Annotated in this window: 19 protein-coding genes and 1 pseudogene; 10 read left to right on the plus strand and 10 right to left on the minus strand. The window is 59.2% G+C overall.

The genetic code is table 11. From position 1 onward, the window contains the following. The first annotated feature begins 131 nt into the window (after positions 1 to 131). Entirely contained in the window at positions 132 to 560 is a 429-nt protein-coding gene (locus E8M78_RS02410) for a DUF1036 domain-containing protein (protein ID WP_062555960.1), read from the plus strand. Further along, positions 560 to 1,999 carry a pyruvate kinase gene (gene pyk / locus E8M78_RS02415; protein ID WP_137133537.1) on the plus strand — a complete coding sequence of 480 codons (1,440 nt, stop codon included), beginning with the start codon at positions 560 to 562 and terminating at the stop codon, positions 1,997 to 1,999. Before E8M78_RS02410 ends, pyk begins: the two co-directional genes overlap by 1 nt. A gap of 82 nt (positions 2,000 to 2,081) precedes the next feature. Here pyk and E8M78_RS02420 read toward each other — a convergent pair whose 3' ends face one another. The 6 genes from E8M78_RS02420 to E8M78_RS02445 form a co-directional block, all read right to left on the minus strand. After that, positions 2,082 to 3,098 carry an alpha/beta hydrolase gene (locus tag E8M78_RS02420; RefSeq protein WP_246658200.1) on the minus strand — a complete coding sequence of 339 codons (1,017 nt, stop codon included), beginning with the start codon at positions 3,096 to 3,098 and terminating at the stop codon, positions 2,082 to 2,084. A 22-nt stretch (positions 3,099 to 3,120) separates the two neighbouring features. Continuing rightward, a complete protein-coding gene (locus tag E8M78_RS02425; protein WP_137133538.1) occupies positions 3,121 to 3,858 on the minus strand; it encodes a hypothetical protein in 738 nt (245 codons plus the stop codon). A 98-nt stretch (positions 3,859 to 3,956) separates the two neighbouring features. Next, the gene (gene ykgO / locus E8M78_RS02430; protein ID WP_003497670.1) at positions 3,957 to 4,082 is read right to left on the minus strand and encodes a type B 50S ribosomal protein L36; all 126 of its coding nucleotides are present in this window, start codon (positions 4,080 to 4,082) and stop codon (positions 3,957 to 3,959) included. A 148-nt stretch (positions 4,083 to 4,230) separates the two neighbouring features. Then, entirely contained in the window at positions 4,231 to 5,289 is a 1,059-nt protein-coding gene (locus E8M78_RS02435) for a 5-(carboxyamino)imidazole ribonucleotide synthase (protein ID WP_137133539.1), read from the minus strand. Continuing rightward, positions 5,286 to 5,786 carry a 5-(carboxyamino)imidazole ribonucleotide mutase gene (purE, locus tag E8M78_RS02440; RefSeq protein WP_137133540.1) on the minus strand — a complete coding sequence of 167 codons (501 nt, stop codon included), beginning with the start codon at positions 5,784 to 5,786 and terminating at the stop codon, positions 5,286 to 5,288. Before purE ends, E8M78_RS02435 begins: the two co-directional genes overlap by 4 nt. Positions 5,787 to 5,803: 17 nt before the next feature. After that, on the minus strand, positions 5,804 to 6,007 hold the full coding sequence (locus tag E8M78_RS02445) for a DUF465 domain-containing protein (RefSeq protein WP_062555703.1): 204 nt from the start codon (positions 6,005 to 6,007) through the stop codon (positions 5,804 to 5,806). 456 nt (positions 6,008 to 6,463) lie between these two features. Here E8M78_RS02445 and E8M78_RS02450 point away from each other — a divergent pair, with 456 nt between their 5' ends. Further along, a complete protein-coding gene (locus E8M78_RS02450) occupies positions 6,464 to 6,637 on the plus strand; it encodes a DUF465 domain-containing protein (protein ID WP_137133541.1) in 174 nt (57 codons plus the stop codon). 132 nt (positions 6,638 to 6,769) lie between these two features. On the opposite strand, the gene E8M78_RS02455 is transcribed toward E8M78_RS02450, so the two are convergent. Next, complete coding sequence (locus E8M78_RS02455; RefSeq protein WP_137133542.1) at positions 6,770 to 7,027, minus strand: metalloregulator ArsR/SmtB family transcription factor; 258 nt, start codon at positions 7,025 to 7,027, stop codon at positions 6,770 to 6,772. Between the two features lie 77 nt (positions 7,028 to 7,104). Then, a complete protein-coding gene (locus E8M78_RS02460; RefSeq protein ID WP_137133543.1) occupies positions 7,105 to 7,881 on the minus strand; it encodes a sulfite exporter TauE/SafE family protein in 777 nt (258 codons plus the stop codon). A 149-nt stretch (positions 7,882 to 8,030) separates the two neighbouring features. Between E8M78_RS02460 and E8M78_RS02465 the strand changes: the two genes are divergently transcribed. The 6 genes from E8M78_RS02465 to E8M78_RS02490 all read left to right on the plus strand — a co-directional run bounded on the left by E8M78_RS02465 (position 8,031) and on the right by E8M78_RS02490 (position 14,825). Beyond that, positions 8,031 to 8,684, plus strand: a complete 654-nt coding sequence (locus E8M78_RS02465; protein WP_137133544.1) for a thiamine phosphate synthase — start codon at positions 8,031 to 8,033, stop codon at positions 8,682 to 8,684. Positions 8,685 to 8,692: 8 nt separating this feature from the next. Beyond that, positions 8,693 to 9,826, plus strand: coding sequence for a tetratricopeptide repeat protein (locus E8M78_RS02470; RefSeq protein WP_137133545.1), 1,134 nt, complete (start codon positions 8,693 to 8,695; stop codon positions 9,824 to 9,826). Between the two features lie 156 nt (positions 9,827 to 9,982). Beyond that, the gene (locus E8M78_RS02475) at positions 9,983 to 10,783 is read left to right on the plus strand and encodes an inositol monophosphatase family protein (RefSeq protein WP_137133546.1); all 801 of its coding nucleotides are present in this window, start codon (positions 9,983 to 9,985) and stop codon (positions 10,781 to 10,783) included. 203 nt (positions 10,784 to 10,986) lie between these two features. Further along, positions 10,987 to 12,042, plus strand: a complete 1,056-nt coding sequence (locus E8M78_RS02480; protein ID WP_137133547.1) for a flagellar motor protein MotA — start codon at positions 10,987 to 10,989, stop codon at positions 12,040 to 12,042. A gap of 3 nt (positions 12,043 to 12,045) precedes the next feature. Further along, positions 12,046 to 13,077, plus strand: coding sequence for a peptidoglycan -binding protein (locus tag E8M78_RS02485; RefSeq protein ID WP_137133548.1), 1,032 nt, complete (start codon positions 12,046 to 12,048; stop codon positions 13,075 to 13,077). Between the two features lie 101 nt (positions 13,078 to 13,178). Next, on the plus strand, positions 13,179 to 14,825 hold the full coding sequence (locus E8M78_RS02490; RefSeq protein WP_137133598.1) for an FAD-binding dehydrogenase: 1,647 nt from the start codon (positions 13,179 to 13,181) through the stop codon (positions 14,823 to 14,825). Between the two features lie 64 nt (positions 14,826 to 14,889). Here the strand turns inward: E8M78_RS02490 and E8M78_RS02495 are convergent. Next, a pseudogene (locus E8M78_RS02495) lies at positions 14,890 to 15,804 on the minus strand (tripartite tricarboxylate transporter substrate binding protein); the annotation flags it as partial. A 264-nt stretch (positions 15,805 to 16,068) separates the two neighbouring features. Continuing rightward, complete coding sequence (locus E8M78_RS02500; protein WP_137133550.1) at positions 16,069 to 17,853, minus strand: ABC transporter transmembrane domain-containing protein; 1,785 nt, start codon at positions 17,851 to 17,853, stop codon at positions 16,069 to 16,071. Positions 17,854 to 18,052: 199 nt separating this feature from the next. Here E8M78_RS02500 and rpmE point away from each other — a divergent pair, with 199 nt between their 5' ends. Next, positions 18,053 to 18,274: a 50S ribosomal protein L31 gene (gene rpmE, locus E8M78_RS02505; RefSeq protein WP_062555693.1), complete on the plus strand. Its 222-nt coding sequence runs from the start codon at positions 18,053 to 18,055 to the stop codon at positions 18,272 to 18,274. The last annotated feature ends 85 nt before the right edge of the window (positions 18,275 to 18,359 follow it).

An 18,359-nucleotide genomic window follows, 5' to 3' on the forward strand; every position in this document is an offset into this window, starting at 1 on the left:
ACAGTAATTTAATCGATTAGATTTTGTTGACTTTCCAACGCTCGCGGGCGAAGACAGTGCAGATCATTTCTCATGGAGTCCCAGCGGAAGCCGTGTCGACAGTAAAATTCTCATCCATTCTTCTCAACCTGATGCCGGCAATCGCGCTGACATTGGTCGGCGCGCCGGTTCTTCTGGCCGCAGCACCTGCTCACGCGGATTTTCGTGTCTGCAATGGCACGCAAAACCTCGTCGGCGTGGCCATAGGCTATCGCGCCGCCGAAGGCTGGATTTCGGAAGGGTGGTGGCAGGTTCCGGCCTCCAGCTGCGCGACTCTCATCGAGGGTGAACTGCAATCCCGCTACTATTATCTCTACGCTGAAGATGCCGCGCGTGGCGGGCGCTGGACCGGTGACGTGAACATGTGCGTTGCCGAAAACGAGTTCAAGATTACCGGCGTCGGTGATTGCTTCGCTCGCGGCTATCAGCGCATGGGATTCAAGGAATATGACACGGGCCGTCAGGGAAGCTGGATGGTCCAGTTGTCTGATACGCCTGGTACGCAAGAAGGCCAGAACTGATGAAGCGCAATCGCAAAGTAAAGATCCTCGCAACGCTGGGGCCTGCCTCCTCTGACGAGGCGATGATCGAGAAATTGCATCTGGCAGGCGCCGACCTTTTCCGCATCAACATGAGCCATGCCAGCCATGATGTGATGCGCACGCTGATCGAGCGGATTCGCTCGGTCGAAGCCCGAAACGGCCGCCCCATTGGCATTCTCGCCGACCTGCAGGGTCCCAAGCTGCGCGTCGGCAAGTTTGTAAATACGAAAGTGACCTTGGCTCCCGGCCAGACCTTCACGCTCGACAACAACGAAGCGCCGGGCGATGAGAACCGTGTTTTCCTGCCGCATCCGGAAATTCTGGAATCCGTGAAACCGGGTCATCGCCTGCTGATCGACGATGGCAAGCTGATGCTGAAGGCGGAAAAATGCGACGGCAAGAGCATTGTCTGTACGGTGGTGGCCGGAACCTCCATCTCTGACCGCAAGGGGGTCAGCCTGCCGGATACGCTGCTTGCGGTTGGCGTTCTGACCGACAAGGATCGTGCGGATCTCGATGCCGTTCTCGCAACCGACCAGGTGGATTGGGTCGCGCTTTCCTTCGTGCAGCGTCCCGAAGATCTGGCAGAAGTGCGCAAGATCTCCAAGGGCCGCGTCGGCCTGATGTCCAAGATCGAAAAGCCGCAGGCTATCGAGCGCATCGAGGAAATCATCGAGCTTTCTGACGCTCTGATGGTGGCTCGTGGCGATCTGGGCGTGGAAATGCCGCTGGAAACCGTTCCGGGCCTGCAGAAGCAGTTGACCCGCGCCTGCCGTCGCGCCGGCAAGCCGGTTGTCGTGGCCACGCAGATGCTGGAAAGCATGATCACGGCGCCGGTTCCGACCCGTGCGGAAGTATCGGACGTTGCGACGGCGGTGTTCGAAGGCGCAGACGCCATCATGCTGTCGGCGGAGTCCGCATCCGGTCAGTATCCCGTCGAGGCCGTATCAACCATGGCGTCGATTGCCAGCACGGTGGAGCAGGATCCCTACTATTCGAACATCATCTATGCGCAGCGTCCGTCGCCGGAAGCGACCGGAGCCGATGCGATTTCACTTGCGGCGCGCCAGATTGCCGAAACGCTCAAGCTTTCCGCCATCGTGACCTATACCTCGTCCGGTACAACGGGTTTGCGTGCTTCGCGTGAACGCCCGCAGGTTCCGATCATCGCGCTCTCGCCGGTCGTGCAGACGGCACGCCGTCTTTCCGTCTGCTGGGGCCTGCATTGCGTTGTGGCCGAAGAGCCAAGCGATCTGGATGATATGGTCAACAAGGCCTGCCGCATCGTGGCGAATGAAGGCTTCGGCAAGCCAGGTGACCGCATCATCATTTCCGCCGGTGTTCCGTTGGGTACGCCCGGCGCCACCAACATGCTGCGCATGGCCTATATTGGTCCGGATGGCCAGTCCGGCGTGTGAGCCTCTACAATTATGATCGTAAAACGCCCGGCATTGTCCGGGCGTTTTCGTTTGGAGTCAGGTGGCAATCGGAATCTGCGCTCTACTGCGCCGCATTTTCCTTCGCCATCCTCGCATCCACGTCCTTCGCAAGTGCTTCCAGGTTACGCGGCTGCCCGGAAAGCTTTTCGATGGCCGCAATGGCAAGATCGGTTGCCACATAATCCGGCTTGTGACCCACGCCTTTCAGCCAGATCAGTTCCGAGTTCCTGATGTCGCGCTTTAGTCCTTCCGAGTGGATATGGGCCAGCACAATCGGGTCGTCGTCACCGGTGATGATCACCGCCGGTGTCTGGATGTCCGGGTAACGCGGGGAGACGCGAGTGACATAATCGAAGAGATTGGCCACATCCTCAGCATTGTAGCGAAAGCTTGCCGGTCTCAGCACAAGGGCAGGAGCACCCTCAGTCAGATAGGTTTCCCGCCGCAGGTTAGGCGCGAAAACTCTCTTCGTCACGGTATCGAGTATGGTCAGTCCTGTAGCCATGACCAGCGTGTGGCTGAATAGCCAGCCAATGACCGGTGTCGATGTTACCCTGTAGTGCCAGTCTATGCCGCCCGGCCAAGGATGGGTGGCGGGTGCCAGAAACAGCGAACCGATAACCTTGTCCGGATGGTTCAGCGCAAAACTGGCGACGATGGCGCCGCCGAAGGAATGGCCTACGATCACCGCTTGGCGGATACCGTAGGCATCCATCAGTCGCGCGATCGCCTGCGCCTGTCCGTCGGGATAGGCGTTTTCCGGCCCGCCACGTTCGGAATAGCCGTGGCCTGGGCGATCCACAAAGAGAAGTTCGGCACGGCCCCTGAGAGGTCCTAGGAAAGCGGCTTCCTGATCACGCAGGTTGCCGCTTGCGCCGTGAATGAAGACGATTGGCGGCAGGTCGGCGTTCGGTCCTGCGGGCACATGCAGGGCGTTCATCTTGAAGCCGCCGACATCGGTCAGCGTGCCTATGTTCGGATACTTCTCTTCGATTGCCTTGGCCTTCCAGGCGGTGAAACCGAACAGGCTCGCGACAATCGCTGCGACGATGATCAGGGCAATGATGATGTAAGACAGTGGGGAATGCCTCGGATGGGAATCAGGTACGGCTGCCAGCCAGTTTCTCGGAAAGCTTGGTAACGTTTTCCTGCGCGTCCCGTTCCGCAGGATAGATGGCAAGAAAGCGTTCCCAAGCCTTCAACGCAAGTTCGTCCTGCCCGTTTTCCATCAGAATCGTCGCCATGCCCGCCAAAGCGGGGAAGTGGCGAGGTTCCCGCTGCAAAACCTGATTGATGTCTGTCATGGATTTGCGCCTGTCGCCCATTGTGTAATGCAGCGTTGCGCGGCGATTCCACCCTTCGATGTAGTCGGGCTTCAAAACTGTCACTTCATCCAGGAAATCCAGAGCGGCAGCGTTCTTCTTTTCCGCAATCGACCTGTTTGCCCATTGCATCAAGAGATCGACCGTCGGGCTGTCAGATGCGTTCCAGTTGGCCATGATCCTGTTGGCGATCTCTTTCGCCTTTGACGCATCGCGCTCCCGGCCCAGATCTTTCAGCAGCTTGTCCTGAGCCAGTTTCGGATCGGTGGTCGGTGGCTCGGCAGGCGCTGTAGCCTGAGTGCCCTGAGGTGCGGTAACCGCACCCGGCTTCGGCGGCAGGGGCTGGAGTGGCGCAGATGGACTGGGGCTAGGTTGAGAAGGTCTGGCTTGTGGAGCCGGTGCCTGGCCCGTGATCGGTGGGCTTGATGGCATGCCTGTCCCTGGTTGTTGCGCACCCACGGGGCCGCAGAGCAAAGCGGAGGACAGAATGGCGATGGTCAAACGAAATCGGCGCATGGGATAGATTTAATCCGCATGCGCCGAGTTTCAAAACAAAAAACACACGTTATCGACAACGTGATGTTGAAGCTGCCCAAAGGCCGCTTCCGTCGATATCAGCCCTGACGAGCCTTGAAGCGTGGGTTCTGCTTGTTGATGATGTAAACGCGGCCCTTGCGGCGAACCAGACGGTTATCGCGATGACGGGCCTTAAGCGCTTTGAGCGAGTTCTTGATCTTCATTGTTCTGGTCCGCGTATTTCAGGGCGCTAGAGCCCTTAAGTCTCTGACAATCAAAAGCGCGCATTTACAGCGCGCTCTTTAGGATGGAGGGTGGATACAGGTTCACCAGCAGCCTGTCAACCGACAAGCCCCTGCAGAGAAGGGCTTTTCACCGCAAAAGCTCGGTGACATGGCCCATTTTACGGCCAGGACGCGACTCCGCCTTGCCATAAAGATGAACCAGCACATGCGGTCTGGAGAGCCAATCGTTCAACTGCTCGATATCATCGCCGATGAGATTGGTCATCACACAGTCCGAATGTCGGGCAGGGTTTCCAAGTGGCAAGCCTGCGACCGCACGGATATGCTGCTCGAACTGGGAGACCACGCATGCCGCTTCCGTCCAGTGTCCCGAATTGTGCACACGGGGGGCGATTTCGTTGGCAATCAGCGTTCCATCGGCCATGACGAAGAATTCCATGCCGATGACGCCGACATAGGAGAGGCCGGAAAGCAGGCGTTCGGCTGCCTGTCTTGCCGCATCGGCCGTGGACGGACTGATTCTCGCAGGCAGGGTGGAGGTGTGCAGAATACCGTTGCGGTGCACGTTTTCGGCCAGATCAAAGGTCTCAATCTCGCCGCCGATGCTACGGGCTGCAATCACGGAGACTTCGCGCTCGAATGCAACAAAGCTTTCGAGAATCAGCGGCACACCGCCCATGGCGTCGAACACGCCCGCAGCACTCTCGTTCGCCGAGCGAAACACGCGCTGACCCTTGCCGTCATAGCCGAGCCTGCGCGTCTTCAGAACGCCCTGGCCGCCGAAATCCGCAAGCGCCCTTTCGAGATCTTCTTGCGAGTCGACGGCGTGAAACCGTGCCGTCTCGATGCCGCACTGGTTGAGAAAATGTTTTTCGTGCAGTCGGTCCTGCGCCACTTCAAGCGCTTTCGCGGGCGGATAGACCGGTCGTCTTTTCGCCAGAGCCTCGGCGGCACCGACAGGCACGTTCTCGAATTCGTAGGTGACGACATCGCAACTTGCCGCGAGCCGTTCGAGGGCTGCTGGATCATCATAGGCCGCCACGATTTGTTCGTTGGCAACCTGTGCTGCCGGACAGTCTGGCTGTGGTTCCAGGATGATGGTGCGGAAATTCAGCCGGGCTGCGGCCATGGCAAGCATGCGGCCCAACTGGCCGCCGCCGATAATGCCGATGGTGGAAAGCGTCATGGCGCCTCGTCAATGGGATAGTCTGCAACGGACGCCGTCTGGCGTGCGCGGTATTCATCCAGCCTGTCGGCCAGATCCGGATCGGACAAGGCCAGCACGGCGGCTGCGAGAAGAGCAGCATTGACCGCGCCTGCGCGTCCGATAGCCAGCGTCCCGACAGGAATGCCGGCAGGCATCTGGACGATGGAATAGAGGCTGTCCATGCCCGACATGGTGCGCGATTGAACCGGAACGCCGAAGACCGGAAGTGCGGTGAGCGCCGCCACCATGCCCGGCAGGTGGGCGGCACCGCCGGCGCCGGCGATGATGACCTGAAAACCCTCCTCGCGCGCGCCCTTGGCAAAGGCAACCATCCGGTCCGGCGTGCGGTGCGCAGAAACGATGCGGGCTTCGTAGCCGACATCCAGCGCATCCAGCATGTCTGCGGCATTCTTCATGGTTTCCCAGTCGGACTGGCTGCCCATGATGATGGCAACCGGCGGTCTCTCCTGCGGCAAGCTCACGTCCTCCGTGCTCACGCGATAATGTCGGGAATGATCTGGTCTTCCAGCTTCGTCATCTTATCCTTGATGGCGAGCTTCTTTTTCTTCATCCGTTGGATACGCAGGGCTTCGCAACCGGTCGCGATCATGGCGTTGATGGCGGCATCGTAGTCTTCGTGTTCTTGCCGGAGGCGCGCCAGCGCCAGCCTGATATCCGCCTGTTCCTGATCGGCCATCGTCTGTCTGTCCCCACATTTTCAATCCGGTCTTTGTATCGCCGGGGAATGCAGGCATGCTCCTAGCATCAAACCTGCCAAGCGACTAGTAGATCGCGCAGTAAAAGCGTTGGAAAGGCTTTTGCTGACGCATCCATTCTTGCGCAAAGATAAGAAATGTTAAACCATCCGCTGGGGACGGTCGCGGCTTTTGGTCCGCCAAGTATTTGAATCAAATAGATAATTTTGATGATTGCTGAAGAGTGGTGCGAGCCTGCGTGTTTCACGACAGTTCACGCGGGGTCATGCATCTTCAGGGATTTATTCACATTTAATCAAGACCACCAATTTGCCACGGAGAAGCCCCTATTTCGCCTTCGACAAAGCAGGCGTATCATGTCACAATTCCTTCGCAAACCAAAAGCCGCTGGCTCAGGGGAGCTGGTGGCCGGAGAAAACAAAGGAAGGACGTGCCACATGACCATTCAGGCTCATATCGCATCGCTCGAGAAGAAACATGGTGCTCTTGAGGAGGAGCTCCAGTCAGTTCTAGCGTCCCCATCCTCCGATGATACGGAAATTGCGAGATTGAAACGGCGCAAGCTGCGCCTGAAGGATGAACTGGAACGCCTCAAAAAGACGAAACACTGACGCTATCGCGATCGTTTATGAGTTTTTGAAGATTGATCGCCGCCTTGGGTTGAGGAGACCGAAAGGCGGCGATCTCTTGGAAGGGACCGGGAAACGCAGTCCGCAAGTCTCTCAATCGACAGGCCGAAATCTTCAGGCCCAGAACTGGTCGAGCCAGATATTCAGCTTCTGAAATCCCTTGATGTTGACAGAATAGATCCGTCGCGTGCCTTCGGATGTCACCGTCACCAGATTGCTGTCGAGCAATGCCTTCAGATGCTGTGAAACCGCAGGGCGGCTGATGGGCAGCCCTTCTGCCAGTTCATTGACCGTGCGTGGTGCACGCCTCAGCTCTTCCAGCAGGTGGCGACGATTGGGGTCGGCAATGGCTGCAAAAGGATCAATGGACATGTGTGCACGCTACGCGAAGTTTTCGCCCTCAGCAAGCGGATTTGTGCGGTGCGAAATGGCGCTCTCGGTGAGCCTTTTCAGAGCGGCAGCGAGTCGTAGAGCAGCTTTATCGCGGCGATCAGCCCCAGCCCGTAGGCAAGCGGATAAAACACGTCTGGCTTGAGCTTCTTAACGATGTAGGCACCTGCCATGGTTGAGATCAGGGCAACGGGCAGCAGCGTGAACGAAAGCGTCAGGTTTTTCGTATCGAGAGCACCCAGGGCTACGTAAGGGATGACCTTCACCGCATTGACAATAGCGAAAAGGCGAACGCTGGCCCCGGTATAATTCTTCGGGTCAAGCTTCAACGGCAGGGCGTAGATCTGGAAAGGTGGACCGCCGGCATGGGCCACGAAGCTGCCATAGCCGCAGATCGTACCCCAGAAGAGGGCCGGGCCCTTGCGATGGCCTGTTGCGTCGACGGGCGTGGCACGATGAGGTCCATAGGTTTGATAGAAATAGCGGCTGGCAAACAGGATCATGGACACGGCAATGACGAAGCGCAGTGCATCATCCGGAACATAGGCCGACGTCGCCCAGCCGAGGGCGATGCCGATGATGCATCCGGGAAGCAGCGTCAGCAGCAGCTTGCGGTCATTGAAGTTCCGCCAGGCATAGAGCGCTACCAGATCCATAATGATGAGGATGGGCAGGAAAATTGCCGCAGCATCAACCGGTGTCACGACCATGGCCATCAGTGGGACGCCAATCAGAGCAAAGGCGCCGCCGAGCCCGCCTTTGGACAGACCAACGAGCGAAACCGCCGGAATGGCGGCGGCAAAAAAGATCGGGTCTGGGAGGGAAATGGCGAACATGAGGGATGACAGTTGATTGAAGGGCCTGTCCGGTCTATCGGACTCGTTGACCTATGACGAGCCTTGTCCGGATCAACTTGCATTTCAGAGTATGACGATGTTGAACGGTAAAGGCGCTTATCCGTCTGCCACACGAACTGGAGCCGATGATGACCCTTCCCGAAGATCGCTGCCGTCTTGTGCTGATCGTGCCGGCTATGGAAGACGACGACACGCTGGCGGAACAGCTGAGCCATGCTCTTCGGGGCGGCGATGTCGCATCCGTCATCCTGCCGCAATATGACAGCAATGACAGCGCATTCCAGAAGCGTGCGGAAAAGCTGGTTCCGATTGTTCAGGCTGCCGGTGCCGCTGCGCTGATCGCAGGTGATTCGCGCGTTGCCGGTCGGGCCAAGGCCGATGGCCTTCATCTGAGCGGCTCCATCGAGGAACTTGGCGAGGCGATGGAGAAATTCTCGCCAAAGCTGATTGTGGGCTCGGCCTCCGCAACGGATCGGCACACGGCGCTCGAAGTCGGTGAAGCGCGGCCAGACTATATTTTCTTCGGGCGTCTGGATGGCGATATCAAGCCGGAGGCGCATCCCAAGAATGTCGCACTGGGCGAATGGTGGGCGTCGATGATCGAGATCCCCTGTATCGTCATGGGCGGCACAGAGGTTGGTTCCGTGGTTGCCGTTGCCGAATCCGGTGCGGAGTTCGTGGCGCTTCGCACGGCAATTTTTGATAACCCTGCCGGGGCGGCGGCCGCCGTTGCTGAAGTCAACGCAGTCTTGGACGAAAAAGCGCCACGGTTTGACGATTGAACATCGACATGCGTCGCACCCACCGTTCCGTCAGGTCCAATTTGCTGAACCATCGCCTTTTCCTCGCCTTATCTACGGCAGGCCTGATATTCTGTGCTCCGGCACTCGCGCAGACCACCGAGCGAGCGGTTACGCGTCCCGTCGAGAACAATGCCGGGACCCTGCAAAAGGGAAGCCCTGAAAAGGCTGGCGAGGAGGGCAAGCCGCCAGCGGAAGCCTATCCCTCCAGCGGTATTTCTCTTTTGCAGCGCATGGGAACGGCCCTGCCTCCGCTTCCGCCGGAAAAGCCCTATACTGGGCCGGTGGACGAGGCCTACGGCGCCTTTCAGCGCGGGGCTTACCGGTTGGCACTTGAAAAGGCACTGCCACGTGCCGAAGCAGGGGATGCTGCCGCGCAAACACTCGTGGCTGAGATGATGACGCGCGGCATGGGTATTCCGCGCGATTCCAAGAACGCTGCCTTCTGGTATAAGCAAGCCGCCGAGCGCGGCGATCCCTCCGCCATGTTCCAGTACGCCCTTCTGCTGATGCGTGGCAAGGATGTGGCGCGCGACAAGGCAAAGGCCGATGATTTCATGCGGCGTGCGGCAGACGGTGGCAATGCTTCCGCGCAATTCAACTGGGCCCAACTTCTTGTTGCGGATAACCCTGGCGAAAAGGGTTTGCATCTGGCGCTTCCCTTCTATGAAAAGTCCGCAGCTCAGGGCATTGCCGACTCGCAATACGCTGTTGCGCAGCTTTACCAATCATTGCCGGACGTGCCGCCTGAGAAGAAGGCCAAGGCGCGCGAATGGTTGGAGCGTGCCGCCAAGGCGGGGTTCGACACCGCGCAACTCGACATGGGGATCTGGCTCGTCAACGGCGTGGGCGGCGAGCGCGACTATGACAAGGGCTTCGAATGGCTCCGTATCGCAGCTTTGCGTGGCAATGTCGTGGCGCAGAACAAGCTCGCTCATATGTACGTCAACGCTCTCGGCACGCGTCCCAATCCGGTGGAAGCTGCCAAATGGTACGTTCTTTCTCGACGCGCAGGGCTTTCCGACCCTGTCCTGGAAGACTTCTATCTTGGCATCAATGACGAGCAGCAGAAACAGGCCATTGATGCCGCAAACCGCTTCCGAAGAGGCGTACAGAAGCCGTGATGCAGACTCCAACTTAACCCTTGCATGGAGCAAAACTCCGGCCGCACTTGAATTTCAGCCGGTTTTGTGGTTCTGAACGCGCCTATTCACGAAAATTCGCCAAGTTTCGTTCCCTGATGGATCGGGAACACACGCCGTTTACCCAAGGATTATCCGATGGCTCGCTCCGCCCTTCTCAACGTCATGGTTCAGGCAGCAATGAAAGCCGGCAAATCGCTCGCCCGCGATTTCGGCGAAGTGCAGAACCTGCAGGTTTCGGTCAAGGGTCCGGGCGACTTCGTTTCGCAGGCAGACCTCAAGGCGGAGAAGATCGTTTATGACGAGCTGATGAAGGCCCGCCCGACCTATGGTTTTCTGGGCGAGGAGAGCCAAGAGATCAAGGGTACGGACGGTGCGCATCGCTGGATCGTCGATCCGCTGGATGGCACCACCAACTTCCTGCACGGCATTCCGCAGTTTGCGGTGTCCATCGCGCTGGAGCGGGATGGCGAAATCGTTGCCGGTGTCATTTTTAACCCGGCAACGGATGAGCTGTTCACGGCGGAAAAGGGCGGCGGCGCCTTCCTCAACGATCGTCGCATTCGCGTGGCAGCCCGTCGCGTTCTTTCCGATTGCGTCATCGGCTGCGGCATGCCGCATCTGGGTCGCGGCAATCACGGCAAGTTCCTTGTCGAACTGCGTCATGTGATGGGAGAGGTCTCCGGCGTTCGCCGTTTCGGCGCAGCCGCTCTCGATCTGGCCTATGTGGCGGCAGGCCGTATCGACGGCTTCTGGGAAGTGGGTCTTTCTCCGTGGGACATCGCTGCCGGTCTGATCCTCATCCGCGAGGCGGGTGGCTTCACCTCCACGCTCAAGGGTGGCACCGACATGCTGGACGATGGCACGGTCGTTGCCGGTAACGAATTGATCCAGAAGCAATTGCTGGAAGTGACCAACCGTCCGGTGCCGACGCGCTGATTCGCCGCGAGGCCAAGACTTTGGCGTCTGAAACATCTTCGGCCCGGTTGGCTGGCCGAAGATCCCGCCGTATTTTTCCGATATTCACTCGGAGATCATTCGAACGGGCGGGATAACCTGCTCAATGCCTGAGAGCATCACTTCAATTTGTCTCATTTTTGAAATAGCCTCCGCACCACTGTTGCGTGGAGGTTGCGTGCATCATGGCGAATGATACCCTGGAAGATGTGAACGGGACTGAACTGGCGCCCCGGCACCACGGGTACAAACTTTCCAATCCGCTTCCCTTCATCTGGACCATGGTGATCTTCCTGATCATCATCGGCTTCATTGCCGCCATCCTATACCGGCAGGCGCATACGGCATTCATGACCAATCCGGGTCTGAACGGATTGATCCTTGGCGTGCTGGGCATCGGGATCATCCTGATCTTCAGCCAGGTCATCAGCCTCATTCCGGAGGTGCGCTGGTTCAATTCCTTCCGCGCCGCCGGTAGCGCCGACCGGGTTGGCAAGGAACCGCGGCTGCTGGCACCCATGCGGGCGCTGCTGGGGCGCAGCCGTCATGTGGCGCTCTCTGCGAATGTCTTGCGCTCGATCCTCGATTCCATTGGGACGCGACTTGATGAAACGCGAGACATTTCCCGCTATCTGATCGGCCTGCTGGTGTTTCTCGGTCTGCTTGGCACATTCTGGGGTCTTATTGGAACAATCGGCTCGATCAGCGAAGTGATCCAAGGGCTCGACCCGAATTCCGGCAATAACAATGATATTCTCACGGCGCTGAAAAGCGGCCTGACGGCGCCGCTCGCCGGCATGGGTACGGCCTTCTCATCCTCGCTGCTTGGTCTCTCCGGCTCGCTGATCCTCGGTTTTCTCGATCTTCAGGCCGGGCGTGCTCAGAACCGCTTCTATACGGAGCTTGAAAACTGGCTGTCCTCAGTGACCGACGTGAATTCCGAAAACGCCGTTGCCGAATGGTCCGGCCAGCCTTCTTCAGACGAGTTGCGCCGCATGGTCGAACAGTTGCGCAAGCTGGTTGCGCTTCAGGCCAAGGGGCAGGTGTCTGGTGATGCGGGCGCGCAATCGGAACGCTCGATGGCAGCCATCAGCCAGCTTGCCGAAAGCATTCAGGGCCTCGTGAAAAACATGCGCAACGAGCAGCAGATGCTGCGCGACTGGATCGAAGCGCAGCAGGACGAGGCGAAGGCCATGCGCCGCGCGCTCGATCGCCTTTCCGACAAGATCGGGGAGAAATAAGCCATGGCGCTAGGTCGCAACCGGCGCCGCGAGCGCGGGGTCGATTACTGGCCGGGCTTTGTCGATGCGCTTTCGACGCTGCTTCTCGCCATCATGTTTCTGCTCACGGTGTTCGTGCTGGCCCAGTTCATTCTTGGTCGGGAGATCACGGGTCGCGATGAGGTTCTCACGCGTCTGAACAGCCAGATTGCCGAACTGACGGAACTGCTTGCGTTGGAAAAAAGCGGCAAGCAGGATGCCGAGGATGTGCTGGCCAACCTTCAGGCTTCGCTTTCGGCCTCGGAAACGGAGCGATCGCGGCTTCAGGCGCTTCTTGATCGTGGTGCCGGTTCCAGCGATGCCGCCAATGTCCGGATCGGTACGCTGACCGAACAGCTCAATCAGGAGCAGCAGGCAAGTGCGCGCGCCATGAGCCAGGTGGAGCTGCTCAATCAGCAGATCGCCGCGTTGAGGGCGCAGATCGCCGCCGTTGAAGCGGCATTGCAGGCCTCCGAGGCGCGCGACCAGAATTCGCAGGCGAAGATTGCCGATCTTGGCCGGCGTCTGAACGTGGCGCTTGCCCAGCGCGTCCAGGAACTTAACCGCTACCGTTCCGACTTCTTCGGACGGCTGCGGGAGATCCTTTCCGACCGCCAGAACATCCGCATTGTCGGTGACCGTTTTGTGTTCCAGTCGGAAGTTTTGTTTCCGGTTGGAGGATCCGATCTCGATGACCGGGGCCGCGCCGAGATGGATAAGCTCGCCACCGCCCTTCTGGAACTGGCGCAGGAAATTCCAGCAGAAATAAACTGGGTGCTGCGCGTCGATGGCCATACGGACAATGCGCCTTTGAGCGGCACCGGCCGCTATCGCGATAACTGGGAGCTTTCTTCTGCCCGTGCGACCTCTGTCGTCAAATATCTCATCTCGAAGGGCGTACCCGCCAACCGGCTGGTGGCAGCAGGCTTTGGTCAGTTCCAACCGATTGCCGAGGGCGAAACGCCGGAAGCACGGTCGCAGAACCGCCGTATCGAACTGAAGCTCACGGAAAGATAATCCTAAATTAGGCGGAATGGAAATGTATTTGGCCCAAAGTCTGCCTCTTGCCCTGGATTGACGTTTGCGTAAAAGTAAATCGAAATCCTGGGAGGGAGGTCATCTTGGAGTTTGATGTCATCGTCGTTGGCGGCGGTCTGGCGGGTCTTGTGGCGGCAACGGAAGCCACGGCAAGGGGCAGGCACGTTTGCCTGATTGATCAGGAGGGGCCACAAAATCTGGGTGGACAGGCTTTCTGGTCACTGGGTGGCCTGTTTTTCGTCGACAGCCCGGAACAGCGGCGGATGCGTATTCGCGACAGTCTCGACCTTGCCCGACAGGACTGGCAGGGATCTGCGGCGTTCGACCGGCCGGAAGATCACTGGCCGCGTCAATGGGCAGAAGCCTATTTGCAATTTGCGGCAGGCGAAAAGCGGGCATGGCTGCACCAGATGGGTATGCGCTGGTTCCCAGTGGTGGGGTGGGCGGAACGCGGCGGCTCACACGCACATGGGCATGGAAATTCGGTTCCGCGCTTCCATGTAACCTGGGGAACAGGGCCGGGCGTCATCGAACCTTTCGTCAAGCGAGCTCAGGCCGATGCGGAAAAAGGCCTGCTGACATTCAAATTCCGCCATCAGGTCGATAACCTCGTCAGTCAAGCGGGGCACATCACCGGTGTGTCCGGCACTATTCTCGCGGATGATCCGGTCTTGCGCGGGCAGAAGAGTTCGCGCGAGGCTTTGGGGTCCTTCCAATTCACTGCCGGTGCCGTCATCGTCGCATCGGGTGGCATCGGTGGGAACCACGAGCTCGTCCGTCGCAACTGGCCCCGCGAGAGGCTGGGCGAGCCACCGCAGAGCATGGTCAGCGGTGTGCCTCACCATGTCGATGGCCGGATGATCGGGATCACGCAGGCAAGCGGCGGCGCAGTCATCAACCCGGACCGCATGTGGCATTACACAGAGGGCTTGCGGAACTGGGATCCGATCTGGCCCAACCACGGCATACGCATTCTGCCGGGACCATCCTCCTTCTGGTGCGATGCGAATGGGGAGCGTCTGCCGGCGCCCGCAATGCCGGGATTCGATACACTCGGCACGCTGAAGATACTTCGTGAACGGGGATCGGATTATAGCTGGTTCATCCTGACCAAGGCGATCATCAAGAAGGAATTCGCCCTCTCGGGATCTGAGCAGAACCCGGATCTGACGGGCAGGAACATCCGGCTTCTGCTCAAACGTCTTGGCAAGGAACCGCCTGCGCCCGTCCAAGCCTTCATGGACAAGGGCGAGGATTTCGTGGTGCGCAACTCGCTGGAAGAGCTTGTCGCGGGCATGAACAGGCTGACCGGTGAAAACAGGCTGGATCCTTCGCGCATTCGCCAGCAGATCGAGGCGCGCGACCGTGAAACTCTCAATAGCTTCTCCAAGGATGCGCAGGTCACTGCCATACGCGGCGCCCGAAACTATCTCGGCGACAAACTGATGCGCACGGCAAAGCCGCACCGTTTGCTTGATCCGGCAGCAGGTCCGCTCATCGCGGTTCGTCTGCATATCCTGACGCGCAAGACACTTGGCGGTATCCACACCGATCTCAATGCACGCGTACTGGGAGCGAATGGCGAGGTTGTGCCGGGGCTCTATGCGGTGGGCGAGGCGGCCGGCTTTGGCGGCGGTGGTCTGCACGGTTACAATGCGCTGGAAGGAACATTCCTCGGCGGCTGTCTATTTTCGGGCCGCATCGCCGGACGACATGCGGCAGCCTGAGCAGCAAAAAGGCCAGAGGGCAGGTTTGCTGCCTCTCTGGCCTTTTCGTCGGGCGTTGTTCAACTCAGTCCATCGTCACATTGGCGCTCTTGACGATGGGTGCCCACTTCGCAAGCTCGGCCTTCACATGGTCGCCCAGTTGCTCGGGCGTGGAGGCAACGATGGAGGCGCTGAATTCCTTCATGCGATCAGCGACTGCCGGAGTGGCAAGCGCGGCCTTCGCGGCAGCGTTCAGGCGATCTATCACGGGCTTGGGCGTACCCTTCGGAGCAAAGAGGGCGTTCCAGGTATAGGTCTCATAGCCCGGTATACCTGCCTCGGCCATGGTCGGAACATCCGGGAAGGATGGTGCACGCTGCGATGTGGTGACTGCGAGAGCGCGCAGCGTTCCAGCCTTGATGTGACCGGAGGAGGAGGGCAGGTTGTCGAACATGATCGGCACCTGGTTGCCGATGACATCGTTCAGGGCAGGACCGGCGCCCTTATAGGGCACATGCTGCATATTGACGCCCGCCATGCTGTTGAACAGCAGGCCCGACAGATGCAGCGGCGTTCCATTGCCGGACGAGGCATAGCTGTACTTGTCCGGATTCGCTTTCAGAAGCGCCAGCAGCTCGCCAACAGTCTTGGCGGGAAGCTGCGGATTGACGACGAGCACGTTCGGAACGACCACCAGCAGCGAGACCGGGGCGAAGTCCTTTTCGGCATCGTAAGGCTTTGTCTTCAGCATCAGCGGGTTCAGCGCATGGGTGGCAACGGTTCCCATGAGAATGGTATAGCCATCCGGCTCGGCGCGCGAAACGTTGGCTGCACCAAGGCTTCCGCCAGCACCCGCTACATTCTGGATAATGACCTGCTGACCAAGATCGGCAGACATGCGCTCGGCGATAACGCGAGCAACCACATCCGTTGAGCCCCCCGCTGCGAAGGGCACGACGAGCGTGATAGTGCGTTCCGGATACTGTGCGCTGGCGCTGCTTGCGGCAAACAGACCCGTCATCAGGCCAGCGGCCAGAATGGATTTGAGAAACTTCATCCGATCATCCTCCCGTAATGCTCAAGCCAGCAGACCGTGCTCCTCCACGCCTGCCAGATGCGCGGAATTGTTGTCGCACGGATGCGCAACACAACGGGAATACGACGATCTATTCGGAAGGCGCGCACCAGACAATCTGCGAATGGGTAATTTTCCACCCATGCACAGCATTTGCCGGGTGGATTTCCACCCACGATCTGGCCTTGCTTATTGCGCGGCGATGAAGCTCTGGCTGCCGGCCTCGAATTGCAGTTTGGCAAGGCTGGCATAGAGGCCGCCCTTCGCAACCAGTTGCTGGTGCGTTCCTTCCTCAACGATGCGTCCGTTCTCCATGACCAGAATGCGATCTGCCTTCAGCACGGTTGCCAGTCGGTGGGCAATCACAATGGTGGTCCGGTTCTGCATCAGGCCATCCAGCGCCTTCTGGACAAGCGTTTCGCTTTCGGCATCCAGAGCCGAGGTTGCTTCGTCCAGAAGCAGCACGGGCGCATCCTTGAGGATGGCGCGGGCAATGGCAATGCGCTGTCTCTGGCCGCCGGAAAGAGTAACGCCGCGTTCGCCGGCCATGGTGTCGTAGCCGTTTTCGAGGCGTGAGATGAACTCATCCGCCTGCGCCGCGATTGCGGCCTGTCGCACGGCCTCGCGGCTGGCATTAGGCTGACCAAAAGCAATGTTATCGTGGATAGAGGCGGCAAAGATGGTCACATCCTGCGGAACGATGGCAAGACGCGACCGAAGTTCCGCAAGCCTTGCCTCGCGCAGATCCACGCCGTCGAGGCGAATCGCGCCGGATGTGGGATCATAAAAACGCATCAGCAAAGCAAGAAGCGTGCTCTTTCCAGCGCCCGATGGTCCTACGACGGCGACGGTTTCGCCCGCAGCGACCGTGAAGGACAGCTGTTCGATGGCCGCGGCATTGGTGCGCGTTGGATAGATGAAACCAACCTTGTCGAAGCTGACTTCGCCCTTTGCGGGGGAGGGCAGCGAGACCGGATGTTGCGGGTCGCGAATCGCAGGAACCTCGCTCAACAATTCGCTGAGGCGCTCCGCTGCGCCGCCAGCCTGCGAAAGTTCCCCCCAGACTTCGGAAAGCTGACCGAGTGAGCTTGCGGCAATGACCGAATAGAGAACGAACTGCCCGAGTGTTCCGGCGGTCATGGTGCCGTTCAGCACGCTTTGCGCGCCATACCACAACACGCCGACAATGCTGCCAAAGACCATCAGGATCGCGAAGCCGGTCAGGAAGGCCCGTGACCGGATGGCAACGCGTGCGGCATCATAGGCCGCTTCAACCGTCGAGGTGTAGCGGGTGCTTGCGGCCTGTTCGGCACCGAAGGCGTGAACGGTCCGGTTGGCCGAAATAGTCTCGGATGCAAAGGCAGAGGTTGCGGCAAGCGTATCCTGTGCCGCGCGCGCTCTGCGGCGCACGGAGCGCCCGAAACCGACCAGCGGAAACACAATGAGCGGAATGGCCCCCAGAACCAGAAGCGAAAGCTTGGGGCTCGTCAGGATCATCATCGCCATCGCGCCAAGACAGAGAATGACATTGCGCAAGGCCTGCGAGGCGGCAGAACCAAAGGCAGACTTGATCTGGGTCGTGTCCGCCGTCAGGCGCGAGACGATTTCTCCGGATTGGTTGACATCGAAGAAGGAGGCCGAGAGCGCGGTGACCCGTTGGAAGACTTCCGTGCGAAGATCGGCAACGACGCGCTCACCGATCGTGATGACATAATAGTAGCGCATGGCGCTCGACACCGCGAGAAGCACGGCCAGCGCCAGCAACATGGCAAAATAGCTGTTGATGAAGCTGCCGTCTGCGGCAGCAAAACCATGATCCACCATGCGGCGCACGGCAAGCGGCAGCATCAGCGTCGTCGCTGCCGCAAGCGCCAGAAACACGCCTGCAGCCGCCACCATCTTCCTGTAGCGCATGACATAGGGCATAAGGCGCAGCAGAGGCTGAGGGGAGCGGCGCGTCTTCTCGGCTTTCATCGGGCATTTCCGTCTGGCTTGGCCACAAAACAGGGCTGTTCAGCCCGTTTGCGGGTACTTGTGCTTTGGGAGACCTTCCTGTATAGGCTCCGCATCGAATTGGGAAGCCGTGGCCTTGACCGGTGCACGGCTTCATTTACGGAATAGGGTCGCTCGCTGCAATTGCGACATAAAGACCCCGCAAAGCAGGAACTGTGTCATGAAGGCGAACATCCATCCCGACTACCACAAGATCAAGGTTGTCATGACTGACGGCACCGAATACGAAACCTTCTCCACGTGGGGTTCGGAAGGTGCAGTGATGAACCTGGAAATCGACTCCAAGTCCCATCCGGCATGGACCGGCGGCAGCCAGCAGCTGATGGACCGCGGTGGCCGCGTTTCCAAGTTCAACAAGCGCTTCGGCGGCCTCGGCCTCTGATCTTGAGCCGGATCGTGCATCCGGTCATCTGACGATATCCTGCCGCCCGAGGCGAAAGCTTCCGGGCGGTTTTCTTTTTTGTCCG

It is taken from the genome of Rhizobium sp. FKY42, from assembly GCF_005222835.1.
Classification (GTDB): domain Bacteria; phylum Pseudomonadota; class Alphaproteobacteria; order Rhizobiales; family Rhizobiaceae; genus Neorhizobium.

Excerpts from the sequence above, each read along its gene's own strand:
- E8M78_RS02425 (WP_137133538.1), bottom strand. The coding sequence starts at position 3,858 with ATGCGCCGATTTCGTTTGACCATCGCCATTCTGTCCTCCGCTTTGCTC.
- pyk (WP_137133537.1), top strand. The coding sequence starts at position 560 with ATGAAGCGCAATCGCAAAGTAAAGATCCTCGCAACGCTGGGGCCTGCC.
- E8M78_RS02460 (WP_137133543.1), bottom strand. The coding sequence starts at position 7,881 with ATGTTCGCCATTTCCCTCCCAGACCCGATCTTTTTTGCCGCCGCCATT.
- E8M78_RS02450 (WP_137133541.1), top strand. The coding sequence starts at position 6,464 with ATGACCATTCAGGCTCATATCGCATCGCTCGAGAAGAAACATGGTGCT.
- E8M78_RS02500 (WP_137133550.1), bottom strand. The coding sequence starts at position 17,853 with ATGAAAGCCGAGAAGACGCGCCGCTCCCCTCAGCCTCTGCTGCGCCTT.
- E8M78_RS02480 (WP_137133547.1), top strand. The coding sequence starts at position 10,987 with ATGGCGAATGATACCCTGGAAGATGTGAACGGGACTGAACTGGCGCCC.
- rpmE (WP_062555693.1), top strand. The coding sequence starts at position 18,053 with ATGAAGGCGAACATCCATCCCGACTACCACAAGATCAAGGTTGTCATG.
- ykgO (WP_003497670.1), bottom strand. The coding sequence starts at position 4,082 with ATGAAGATCAAGAACTCGCTCAAAGCGCTTAAGGCCCGTCATCGCGAT.
- E8M78_RS02455 (WP_137133542.1), bottom strand. The coding sequence starts at position 7,027 with ATGTCCATTGATCCTTTTGCAGCCATTGCCGACCCCAATCGTCGCCAC.
- E8M78_RS02485 (WP_137133548.1), top strand. The coding sequence starts at position 12,046 with ATGGCGCTAGGTCGCAACCGGCGCCGCGAGCGCGGGGTCGATTACTGG.
- E8M78_RS02445 (WP_062555703.1), bottom strand. The coding sequence starts at position 6,007 with ATGGCCGATCAGGAACAGGCGGATATCAGGCTGGCGCTGGCGCGCCTC.
- E8M78_RS02410 (WP_062555960.1), top strand. The coding sequence starts at position 132 with ATGCCGGCAATCGCGCTGACATTGGTCGGCGCGCCGGTTCTTCTGGCC.
- E8M78_RS02470 (WP_137133545.1), top strand. The coding sequence starts at position 8,693 with ATGCGTCGCACCCACCGTTCCGTCAGGTCCAATTTGCTGAACCATCGC.
- E8M78_RS02435 (WP_137133539.1), bottom strand. The coding sequence starts at position 5,289 with ATGACGCTTTCCACCATCGGCATTATCGGCGGCGGCCAGTTGGGCCGC.
- E8M78_RS02465 (WP_137133544.1), top strand. The coding sequence starts at position 8,031 with ATGACCCTTCCCGAAGATCGCTGCCGTCTTGTGCTGATCGTGCCGGCT.
- E8M78_RS02475 (WP_137133546.1), top strand. The coding sequence starts at position 9,983 with ATGGCTCGCTCCGCCCTTCTCAACGTCATGGTTCAGGCAGCAATGAAA.